This window comes from Moorena sp. SIO4G3, from assembly GCF_010692305.1.
Taxonomy (GTDB): Bacteria; Cyanobacteriota; Cyanobacteriia; order Cyanobacteriales; family Coleofasciculaceae; genus Moorena; species Moorena producens_A.
In genome coordinates this window covers 1-10,916 of sequence record NZ_JAAHIG010000297.1, presented here as the reverse complement: position 1 = coordinate 10,916, position 10,916 = coordinate 1, and the positions used below count along the sequence as shown (strand labels likewise).

Genomic DNA, 10,916 nt, shown 5'->3' with positions numbered 1-10,916 from the left:
AAGAAAAAATTAGCACAAGAGGCAGAGAAGAGAGGAATGAACCAATCTGAGGTACTTAGAAGTTTAATAGCTCGCTTTCCCGATCCCAAGGACTCTGTGTAAAATTCATCCCACACCTATGCTACGCCTAAGTACAGGACAAAAGTTTTAGAGAGTGCGAAAAGTCAGCCTGATTGTGGATAGAAGGATTTAAAACCAAATGCCGCAAGTAGTCAAATCCTAAGCGAAATAAGCTCTTGGCTCGACGACCGTGTTTTTTAATAGTAATGGGTTGATACTGGTGTAACCACAAACCCGTTCGCATTGACCAACGAGCGTGCTAGTGTCAGCAGGGCTAAAAGTTTGCGTAAACGCTCAGCTTCAGTAAAGTGAGTGGACTCAAGGCAAAAGCCTCGGGTTTTAAAAATGCCTGCATAGCGTTTCAATGCCCCAACGCAAGGCAAACGTCAGTGACCAGATGCTGGGTTGCCGGGGGTGCAATCACAACTAGTAACTGGCCATGATCAAGCCGCTTGGCTTCAACTGAAACTGGGTAACCCCAAACACGACAAACTCCCTTGAGTTGTTGGGATTCACCTGGCATGCTTATGGGCAAAAACCACTTTGGCTGCCAGGGACGTTCCTGAGCGTTCAATCTTATCAGTGGCTCGGATTCGGATACGAAACGATAGAGTCGGCTCAAGCAACAGATAACGAATCCATGCCTGACCAATAAACTCTCGGTCTGCACACAAACAATTAATCTGGGCTTTTGGAAAGAACTGGTAAAATTCCAAGGGTAAGCGCATTCGCTGATCACTATTGGAGTTTCCCTTCTTATCGAGCAGCCACCACAATACTGGATTTGCCACTCCCTGATGCACAATCCCTAAGGTCAGAATGTTGTAGCAATGAGACCCGAATTCCCATGTTGTTCGGTCGAGGCTCAGAACCCATCCATCAGGAATCTCCATCCAACTTACCACCATTTTGGCAATTTGAGCGTAATCCACCTCAAAGCCTCGAAAAAATCGCGCTCTGACGCTTGTAACTTGATTCCGGCAGTGCCTTGCCTCCAAACCCTAACGACACCTGACAGAGATTGACCGTTTTTACCTTGAGGACAGCCAACAAGAACAGGGCTAGAAGCGAGAGTCTGGCTCCAAGGAGCGTCTAAATGTTCTTGGAGTAATTGCTTCAATTCGCGCTTCTTGATTCATAGGGCGTGTCATCAATTAAGCCAGATAAAGGTAGCAGCCAGATAAATTGCGGATAGAAAGTTTATTGCCCGTAAATCAATCGCGTGTGGCAATCCCTCGATATTGCTTGAGTGGGCAAAGAAGTTTTCAATTAGATGTCGTGCTTGGTATAAGTATCGATCATAGTCACGCTTAACAGTACGGTTGCACAAGGGCTGAATAACTGCCGTTTTACCTTGTTGTTTAAGTCGCGTATGGCACGCGCTCATCAGCATCGATACCCTTGTCAGCTTCGAGTGTATCAGCAGCAAGCTCGTTAAGTAAAACATCGGCTCCATCAAGGTCACAGACAAGTCCTTGAGTTAGGTGAAAGCCGATAGGTAGCCCATGGGCATCCACCAAGGTATAAATCTTGGTACTCAGTCCACCTTTACTGCGACCAATGGCTTCCCTAGCGGCATCCCCCCTTTGCCCCAAGAGACGAAACCTTAGATAGTTGAGCCTTATTACAAAAGACTTGAACCTTTTACCCATAACCTACTAACTATAAAGGCTCAACTATCTTACGGTAACTTCAAAGCACTATGCTGGTGGGCACGCACAATAGTTGAGTCTATCATCGCGTATTCGTTGTCGGCATCATTGGCTAATACTTCAAACACCCTTTGCCACACTCCACGCTTTGCCCATCGGCGTTCATCGGGTATGAACTACCTCGTTTATCACCAAATCTTTCAGGTAAGTCCCGCCAGGGAATGCCAGCTCGGTAGCGATACAGCACGGCTTCGACAAACAATCGATTATCTAAAGCCGTGACTCCGACCGTTTCTTTTCGTCCTGGTAGTAAGTCGAGAGATGCGTTCCCACTGGTCATTCCGCAAGGCATAGCGGCGCGTCATTAATGCACTCCTGAGATTACTCAACTCGCCAATAATTTATCTATTTTAAACTGGATTGACACTTATTTAATGACACGCCCTAGGGTTTGTCATTAAATAAGTTAGGACTTACGCAAATCCCTCAATTTAACGCTACTTGTAGGGTGGGCAAGGTTTTGCCCACCCTACCCATGGAGTCTGTGCGTAAGTCCTGTAAGTTCATGGTTTTTGAGCAGATTGAGACCGAGGATGAATCATGTAATTCCACTGGAAATGGGACGATGGGTCAAGTTGAGTGCTGCTATTTGTTGATCTGAAACTTTGATTCGAGTGGGGTAGACTCCCTTGATTTGAGCTGCTTTCACAACAGTCGCTGTTTGTGTAGTCGTTCCACTTTTCAGAGCAGTCATCTGAGCCTTCGAACGCAGTGGTTTTCCTGCCCAATTGAGTGAGATCAAGCATAAGAGGCGATGCTCAATTGGGTTCCATAAGACAGGCTCTTGAGGGATAGTGACAGACCATAACTGTGATTTCGTGTGGGTCCGCCAATTTTTCCTGTAATTGGAGTTTCCAGTTGCGAACCCGATAACCGTTACTCCCACCTGAATCACACAGCAATCTTGATTTTGCTTTCATCAGCTTGCGCGAGGTCGGTCAAATCGTTTAAACCAGCGCACGATGGCATCGACAGCAAAAGCTGCCGTATCTCCAGAAGTACCCACATAAACATAACCTTGATTGTGAACCAAGTCGTAGATGCCATAAGGGACGGCTTTAGCCAAGGCATCTTTGGGTTCGTCATGGTCGTTGACTGCTTCGGCTTGCTGAGTCCACTCTTGCCCAGGGTTTTTGAAATTCCCAATTAGCTCTTTGTTCTTGGTATCGACACGCTTGCACCGGATGTCCGGCTTTGATAAAGTGTTCTTTGACTCGCTCCAGGTAACGGAATTGCTGGTCACGCTGAGGATGCTGGGTGGTCGCAACCGACTTGCGGTTTGCTTTGAGGGAATAGCCCAACTGTTTCAACAGTCGTCTAATACTGGTATGACTCACCAGAAAACCGATACTGGCGCTCCCTGGCGAAAGATGCTCCGCAAACTCTGATGAATCCATTTGCAAGCACCACTTGGGTCTCCTGCTACATCTGCTTCTACTACTGCTTGCAAGCTTGCCGAGACTCCTTCAAGTTTTTTTCTACCCGTTTGCGTCCACCCCCTGCCAATCGAATTCGCTCTGTTGGACGATTGACTAACCCCTGATCAAGTTCTAGTCGCCCTCGTCGAATCGTGTTGATATCTAACCCTGTGACCTCACTCATCCTCTGAGTCCCCCCATGCCCTAACTTTTTCGCTTCTAAAGCCGCTAGCCATCGCCGTTGCTGTTCATCCAGGCGGCTCATCAACAGATTGAGTTGCTGATGTTGCTTTTGGATGGTTTTGTTTCCCTGCTGACACTCCCAACACTTGCACTGATTAATGTTTTGCCTCCCCATATGAGTACTCTGGTTCTGATATTAGACTTCCTTGTCTAATTCTAAAACCACGAAGTTGTTTTTTAACAAGCCCTTAAGCCAATCGCATCTGGTTCTCACGGATTCAGTCGTTACAGTGTCGAGCCTGATACGTCTTGGTTTCACACAGATGTGTCAGGCAGCCAGGGGAAAATTCTTGAAATTGCGAACTAATTGTTAATAAAAATTACAATTTAAGCACCTACACAGAATTAATTTCCTACTAGCAATCTCTGTAACCCTTACATTGTAAGACTTTGAGTTTTGGAAAATGTGTAATTAATTTTGTACACCTGCTTAGAAGTTTTTTTGAAAAAAGATGATCTATGTATCCCTTTTATGCAAAACTACAATAGAAAACTCAAAAGAAGTAGTTGAACAAAAGCAATAAGCATTATGTTAAGTTGTGTTTGACTACTTAGAAAGCCAACTTTTTGAATGGAGCATTGTAATACACATGACAACAACCACACCTGTAGTAGGAGAAAACCTTCTCTTTAAAAATGAGCGTACTAGATATCACATTCTCGTGGGAGATCCTGTGGTGCATATTAAAGTGCTAAAATCGAACAAGCACTTCATCAAAGATAATCCAGAGAATGGTACTACTTACACAAGCTACTTTTACGTCGTAAACCAACTGCCAATTTCTATTGAAGATGTAAAAGTTTACCTATCTGTTGGGGAAGAGAAAGATGTGCAGAATATTGGAACAGAAATATATGACCAAGGTCATTGGAGTCAGACCAAAACAATCACTATCGGAAAGCTAGAAGCAGAAGCAAAGAGTGTAAGGCAATCGTTTACGACTCGGATCATCCGAACTTTACCAAGTGGTTCCTTAAATGATTTCCAAATGAACTACTACTATAACCCAAGTTATAAGGTGGATTATTGCAACAACCAGAAAGACTGGAATGTTCCGTCTCAGGTAATAGTGGAAAATGATCAAATAGTGGAAAATGATCAAATAGTGGAAAATGATCAAATAGTGGAAAAGAACTAATTTTGAAAAATTGACGTTGCACATTTTTGGGATGATACCATTTTTTGCACATAACTGAAAGTGGCTTATAGTCTACAGTTTAAACTTCGCAAAATAGGCCTATCATCCCGTTATTGTGCAACGCCCAAAAATTAGATCAAACAAGGGAAAGTTCTGACTCCAAAAACCCATGCAGAACTTTAGAGTCAAGCATGGCACTACTTTGGAGTCAAGCATGGCACTTTATAGTAGCTTCCCTAGCATTACGCCTTATTGGAAGTTATGATTACATCGATCATCCCCTGTTGATGCCAATAATCTAGTGTCGTTTGGGTAATGCCTAGCTCCTTACAAGCGACCTTTGGAGTTGCTATACTTGATCAGGCCATAGACTTAGCTTTTTTCAAAGGTTATACTAAACACAACCGTTGAATCCATTGTGAAGCACTTGATTAACTTAACCTTTATCCCCAGCGATATTGAAGCCCTACACTATGAACGCTTTCATCACCCCCATCCACGAGTGCAACGGAAAATGGAAGCGGTATATCTCAAAAGTCAGGGCCTGGGCCATTGGCAAATCGCTCAATTGCTTCGGATCAGTGAACCGACTTTGGTGAAGTATTTGCGTGAATATCAAGCGGGTGGGATTGAGTAACTCAAACACTTGAAGTTCTACCGCCCCCAAAGTGAATTGAAGCAGCATCAGAAGACCCTCGAAGCGCACTTTTGGGAACATTCGCCCCTTACCCTGGCCCAAGCAACCGCTCAAATTAAGGAATTGACTGGGATTGAACGCAGTCGCGAGCAAGTGCGTAAGTATATGTTGTCTATGGGTATGAGTTGTTGCCGAGTTGGAGTTGTGCCAGCCAAAGCTGACCCCCAGGGACAATAGGCATTTAAAAAAAAGAACTTGAGCCTTGTTTAGAGGAAGCTAAAGCAGGGAAACGAGCTATTTTCAAAGTGAATATAGCCCACTTTGTTTTGGGAGCCTATCTGGAATGGGTCTGGTGCAAATAGCGAAAGTTTGTCAAATCAGCGGTCTTTCGGCAACGGTTCAACGTGCTCGGTGCCCGATGGCGCCATCACCCATGAATTAATTACCGTGACCAATGAGGCATACATCAATGCTCATAGCGAAAGTGAACTGCTCTGACAATTAGCTGCTCTAAACTTAACGGTCCCGATTACCTTAGTACTCGACAATGCCCGATATCAGAAATGTGCCCTTGTTTTTGAACGAGCCCAATCCCTCAAGATTGAATTACTGCTTCGATTTTTGCCCAGAAGCCTCGAAAATGCCACAATCAACCCAAAGACATCTAAGAAATCTATAAAGGTTTCTGAGCCACTGGCTGCCTGCTGGTGGCTTTTCTTGCGTCTTTGCTGTCACCACCTCACACCACCACCCAGTCGCAACCCCAAAACCAACAGCCACCTCAGCACCACCACCAAAATTTGGGATAATCGATTTTGCTTTTTGATCTCGTCCATGAGGGATATCTCTCTATATATATACCGAGTGTGGACGTCTTAGAAGAAATAATACCCTGTAACGCTTGCCCTAAAAAGGTTTCAGAGATTATCTTGGTTCTATTTGATGTCTTAGAAGAAATTTTTTATTGATTTTTGTTAAGAAAGTGGTCCGCGATCGGCAAGCCGCGCCAAAGGCGATCGCATTTTTGTGACACGACTTTTGGCCCTTGACCGGGTGGTTTCAAGGACTATGTTAATTTTTCGGTTTTTTTAGTGTGATCGCGTTTGGCGGATCTTTCAGACCAAGACTCCACAAGCGAGCAGCTCTTCAGTCAACTGGTTAATCAACTTTCTGATTCTGGTTGATGCACCTGCTAGAACATCAGTGGCGAATTGACCCCAGTTTGGATGTCCCATCATGGCCCTGATGTAATTCCGCAGGTCTTGGGGATCGTGGTTTTCCAGTTTAGACAGAATAGTCTTGACCTTCTGCCTGAATATATGCTCTATTGTGTTTGACTCCTGGGTTAATGGTTGAGCTGTTGGAGGTCTTGGTGCTACCTGTTTTTTCTCTAGTTGCTTCAGTCGTTTTTCTTGATCAACTTTCAGCCAGTAATCAAAAAATGGTTTCATTTCCTGCCGCCAGCCTTCGAGACCATACGTATAATCGCGTTTACCTTGAGCATTCATTTTCCCGTCTTTGTCAAGACATGTGGTTCTTATTCCCAGATGGTTATAGAGTAATTGTTGAATAACTTGAATCGGAGTCTTCTTTTCGGAAAATGTTCCAAACCCAATACTCTTTAGATCTCTTCTGGTTTGCGGATGGCAGAGCTTTTTCTTGATTTTGATCAGGTCTTCATCTGAATTTCTCAATTGCCGCCCAGAATCTAGATCCTCTAAAAGTCTATCCAATCCCAGAGCCTTTAATACTTCAATCTTATGTGCTTTTAGCTTACGCACAAAATCAGGAGCGAAGATCGCACCTTCTTCCAAGAAAATTTCGGCTATACCAGTAAGCTGTTGCTCAAAGTATTTCTGGCCTTCAGTTAAGTAGTAGAGTACTCGCAGTTTCCCATACATTTTCTTGTCATCCATCTCGATCACCTCGGGAGTGACATTTTCTCTGCCCCATTTTCTCCCTACTTCCCAATTCCGTTCCCGATACCTTTCCGATTTGGTTTTAACGCGCTTTTTCTTGCTGTCCTGGTACGAGGACTCTTTTTGAAACGGATCAACCTCTGCGATCGCAATTCGTTCTTTCAAGTAATTTTCGTTTTTTTTCTGGGTTAGCTCTTGATTAACCTGGCGTTTGGTTGACCCATTTGTGTCTTCTGGGTCAAAATCGATAATCTTATGTCCTTCTTCCTTGAGGTTGGTAAAAACCTGCTCAGCGTAATCAATCATCCCAGCATTGTGACGGCAGACTATTTCTGCCCAGCATTGAAGAGTGTCAGGCTGAAAGTTTTCAATCTCATTATCTTCCTCTAAATGCCATAGGTAGTCGAAACTGGCAAACTGCGCTAGGTATTTGAGATTGTATTTCAGCTGTTTGTTCTGTGACGCAACCAATGCCTTAGGTGAAACCTCTCCGTTGCCTATAGTTCCAAATCCGAAGGAACTTACAAACACATGTCGGTCAATCGGTTCTCTGACCCGAGCCAGTGCTTGTCTGACACTCGCCTCCGACTGTACCCCGTTTGCGATCGCACACACAGCCTTGAAATGGCCACGAATGTCAATGCTTATCCCTGTTTCAATCGAAGGAGAGGCTATGACTAAATCATAGTCAAGCAAGATCTCATTTATTTTCGTGATCGCGCCATAGGCCGGGTGGGTTTTATCTGCTAATGACTCTGCGTCAATCCTGAGTATTTTCAACTCTGGGAATTTTTCCCTGAACCAGTCTTCTAAGTTTTGAGTTCCAAAGGGGGACTTAGCTTTTTGAGCAGCCAGCAAAAGAAGTACTTTTTCCCCTGCGGCTAAAAGGTGATCAACCTTTGTTATCACAGACTCTTTGTTGGGGTGCCGGTAATAGTTAGCTCCCTCAAGCTGGTAGTCATTTCGGATCACAAATGGGTTAACCCCCATGATGTTTTTGATGTACTTGAGACTGATATCGCTCAAGTCTGCGTCCGCTATGATCACCCTTTCTGCTACCTTAAGCAGACTGAAGAGTGTTTTTAAAATAGAAATCCGTTTTTTCTGGCAGGTTTTAGAGTTCAACAAATGTTGTAACACCTGCTCTACCTCGTCGATTACTACTGTGCAGCCTTCCCATTCGCTTGGATCAAAGTGGGCTTGAGAATTTGGATGAAGGGAGTCAATGCATAATCCCATTCCTGGAACTTTACTTAACTTAGTACTAGCTAAGTCTGATACGTACGACACTCCGAAGATCTTACACAGGGCGGTGGTAAGTTGAATACGATGGGTTAGGAGCAAGAGCCTCTTTCCTTGTGCGATCGCTCTTTGCCCTATTGGGGCAATACTGGTTGATTTTCCTGTGCCTTTGGGAGACTTGATGGCAAGCAGTCTTACCCAATCAGGAATCTCCAACTCCCCAATATACTCACGGTTCATTTGGATATTGGCAGGGTAACTCAAAACCGACAGCTGTCTAGCCTTCCACACATCTAGCGGCACTGCCTTAGCAAATGCCTCATCAAAAGCTTCTTTGCCGTGCTTAAATATCAGATCATCACAGCCTTTACCTTTGGCATTATCCCAGGATAGGATTTTGACCTTACACCCTTCAGCTTTTAGAAGCCTTCCCGTCTGCCATGTGGCTGCGTCTACCCCTGTCTTGGTGCTAAGTTTGGTATCTTTGTCAAAAGCCAGATAAATTTCCCTGTCCTTACCTGCGATCGCTTTTAACTCGGGAGTTAAGTCCCGCTTTATCACCTTCCCGTTTGCATCCTTGATCGACCGGTAGCCGTTGTAAACCCCAGGTAGTGCAATCACCAGATATCCATTACTTAATAGTGCCGCCGCCTTTTTAGCTCCCTCGGTGATGACAATGGGAACAACAGTATTATCTATTACAAACCTCCAGAAGGTTTGATTAGCCTCAGGGTCAAAACCGTATGAACCTAATATCTGTGCTGCGATCCTGGGAGGGACATTTAAGGCAAATACTGAAGTGGGTTCCTTGGGTGGAGTCTCGTACTTGATCCGCTTGTTCTTGTCAGGTTTTGTCCAGTCCCGTCGGGGCTTATCTGGTTTGAAACAACCCCACAAGCTTTGCTCACCTAAGTTCAGCAGGTCTTCCCCTGCACCACACCACCAGCCACCATCTTTCAGATGTTGGTATTTTTTAAGATCTCTGTCTCTGAGTCTCCCTCCGTTGCGCCGGGAGAATTTATCTGAATATAGTAAATTGCTGTATGCCTTGCTCTCTCCGCAAGATTCTATGTTTAGCCCAATAATGTCATCCGCTATTCCGGACGCCTTCATCTCCTGGTAATGGTGATCCTTTACATGGGGAAAAGGAGACTTTAATCCACTGCTACTACCTTGGGACTCTTCTAGGGGAGTGCAATCTTTTGAAATATGGGATACCATGGGAGCAACAAATAGATATGTATGTTTGGGGATTTGGGTTCACGCCCTCATCCCCCGGTTTTTCTAAAGCATTTACCACAAAATACCCCTGAACTAGTCAAGAGCGGTCTCGTAGCGTAACCTTAGGTTAATTTGTGTCCTACACAGCTTTTTACTGGGCAGCACAAATAATGCAATCGCGACAAAAAGCGGTTGCACTTGCGAAGAAGTTATATGGCACTTTGGGGAATTCCAAATAATAAATCATCCAAAGACAACTCAATAAACTAATTACAGGACAAAAGTTTTAGAGAGTGCGAAAAGTCAGCCTGATTGTGGATAGAAGGATTTAAAACCAAATGCCGCAAGTAGTCAAATCCGTTCGCGAAATAAGCTCGCTTGCCGACGACCGTGTTTTTTAATAGTAATGGGTTGATACTGGTGTAACCACAAACCCGTTCCCATTGACCAACGAGCGTGCTAGTGTCAGCAGCGGCAAAAAGTTTGCGTAAACGCTCAGCTAATGTAAAGTGAGTGGACTCAATGGCATTTGCCTCGGGTTTTAAAAATGCCTGCATAGCGTTTCAATGCCCCAACGCAAGGCAAACGTCAGTGACCAGATGCCCTTGTTGCCGGGGGTGCAATCACAACTAGTAACTGGCCATGATCAAGCCCCTTGGCTTCAACTGAAACTGGGTAGCCCCAAACACGACAAACCCCCTTAAGTAGTTGGGATTCACCTGGCATGCTTATGGGCAAAAACCACTTTGGCTGCCAGGGACCTTCCTGAGCGTTCAATCTTATCAGTGGCTCGGAAAAGGATACGAAACGATAGAGTGGGCCCCGCGCAACAGATAACGAATCTATGCCTGACCAATTTTCTCTCGCATCTGGGCTTTTGGAAAGAGCTGGTAAAATTCCAAGGGTAAGCGCATTCGCTGATCACTATTGGAGTTTCCCTTCTTATCGAGCAGCCACCACAATACAGGATTTGCCACTCCCTGATGCACAATGCCGTTTGTCAGAATGTTGTAGCAATGAGACCCGAATTCCCACGTTGTTCGGTCGAGGCTCAGAACCCATCCATCTCGAATCCCCATCCAGCTTACAACCATTTTGGCAATTTGGGCGTAATCCACCTCAAAGCCTCGAAAAAATCGCGCTCTGACGCAAGTAAGCTCGCGGACGGCAGTGCCTTGCCTCCAAACCCTAACGACAGCTGACAGAGATTGACCGTTTTTACCTTGAGGACAGCCAACAAGAACAGGGCATTAAGCGAGAGTCTGGCTCCAAGGAGCGTCTAAATGTTCTTGGAGTAATTGCTTCAATTCGCGCTTCTTGATTCA

11 protein-coding genes and 3 pseudogenes are annotated in these 10,916 nt (G+C 44.9%); 3 read left to right on the top strand and 11 right to left on the bottom strand.

Annotated elements, in window-relative coordinates; translation table 11 throughout:
• Positions 1-127: 127 nt before the first annotated feature.
• The 9 genes and pseudogenes from F6J99_RS33640 to F6J99_RS33610 form a co-directional block, all read right to left on the bottom strand.
• A pseudogene (locus tag F6J99_RS33640) lies at positions 128-1,195 on the bottom strand (IS4 family transposase).
• A gap of 15 nt (positions 1,196-1,210) precedes the next feature.
• Positions 1,211-1,447 carry a hypothetical protein gene (locus tag F6J99_RS33635; RefSeq protein WP_293119599.1) on the bottom strand — a complete coding sequence of 79 codons (237 nt, stop codon included), beginning with the start codon at positions 1,445-1,447 and terminating at the stop codon, positions 1,211-1,213.
• Entirely contained in the window at positions 1,422-1,655 is a 234-nt protein-coding gene (locus tag F6J99_RS33630; RefSeq protein ID WP_293119597.1) for a hypothetical protein, read from the bottom strand. The genes F6J99_RS33635 and F6J99_RS33630 overlap by 26 nt, the downstream gene beginning before the upstream one ends.
• A 101-nt stretch (positions 1,656-1,756) precedes the next feature.
• Positions 1,757-2,077 (bottom strand): annotated as a pseudogene (locus F6J99_RS33625) (transposase); the annotation flags it as partial.
• A gap of 233 nt (positions 2,078-2,310) precedes the next feature.
• On the bottom strand, positions 2,311-2,535 hold the full coding sequence (locus tag F6J99_RS45810) for a hypothetical protein (RefSeq protein WP_365974799.1): 225 nt from the start codon (positions 2,533-2,535) through the stop codon (positions 2,311-2,313).
• Complete coding sequence (locus F6J99_RS45805) at positions 2,531-2,692, bottom strand: hypothetical protein (RefSeq protein ID WP_365974795.1); 162 nt, start codon at positions 2,690-2,692, stop codon at positions 2,531-2,533. The genes F6J99_RS45810 and F6J99_RS45805 overlap by 5 nt, the downstream gene beginning before the upstream one ends.
• Positions 2,692-2,958 (bottom strand): hypothetical protein, encoded by a 267-nt coding sequence (locus F6J99_RS33615; protein ID WP_365974797.1) that lies wholly within the window; start codon positions 2,956-2,958, stop codon positions 2,692-2,694. Before F6J99_RS33615 ends, F6J99_RS45805 begins: the two co-directional genes overlap by 1 nt.
• Positions 2,855-3,169: a hypothetical protein gene (locus tag F6J99_RS45800; protein WP_365974793.1), complete on the bottom strand. Its 315-nt coding sequence runs from the start codon at positions 3,167-3,169 to the stop codon at positions 2,855-2,857. Before F6J99_RS45800 ends, F6J99_RS33615 begins: the two co-directional genes overlap by 104 nt.
• Positions 3,170-3,209: 40 nt before the next feature.
• A complete protein-coding gene (locus tag F6J99_RS33610; protein WP_293119591.1) occupies positions 3,210-3,548 on the bottom strand; it encodes a hypothetical protein in 339 nt (112 codons plus the stop codon).
• Positions 3,549-4,023: 475 nt separating this feature from the next.
• Here F6J99_RS33610 and F6J99_RS33605 point away from each other — a divergent pair, with 475 nt between their 5' ends.
• The 3 genes from F6J99_RS33605 to F6J99_RS33595 all read left to right on the top strand — a co-directional run bounded on the left by F6J99_RS33605 (position 4,024) and on the right by F6J99_RS33595 (position 5,446).
• Positions 4,024-4,572 carry a hypothetical protein gene (locus F6J99_RS33605; protein WP_293119590.1) on the top strand — a complete coding sequence of 183 codons (549 nt, stop codon included), beginning with the start codon at positions 4,024-4,026 and terminating at the stop codon, positions 4,570-4,572.
• A 418-nt stretch (positions 4,573-4,990) separates the two neighbouring features.
• On the top strand, positions 4,991-5,209 hold the full coding sequence (locus F6J99_RS33600; RefSeq protein WP_293119588.1) for a helix-turn-helix domain-containing protein: 219 nt from the start codon (positions 4,991-4,993) through the stop codon (positions 5,207-5,209).
• A gap of 9 nt (positions 5,210-5,218) precedes the next feature.
• A complete protein-coding gene (locus F6J99_RS33595; protein WP_293119586.1) occupies positions 5,219-5,446 on the top strand; it encodes a winged helix-turn-helix domain-containing protein in 228 nt (75 codons plus the stop codon).
• 878 nt (positions 5,447-6,324) lie between these two features.
• On the opposite strand, the gene F6J99_RS33590 is transcribed toward F6J99_RS33595, so the two are convergent.
• On the bottom strand, positions 6,325-9,591 hold the full coding sequence (locus F6J99_RS33590) for a plasmid replication protein, CyRepA1 family (protein WP_293119584.1): 3,267 nt from the start codon (positions 9,589-9,591) through the stop codon (positions 6,325-6,327).
• Positions 9,592-9,857: 266 nt separating this feature from the next.
• Positions 9,858-10,913, bottom strand: a pseudogene (locus F6J99_RS33585) (IS4 family transposase).
• Positions 10,914-10,916 lie beyond the last annotated feature (3 nt).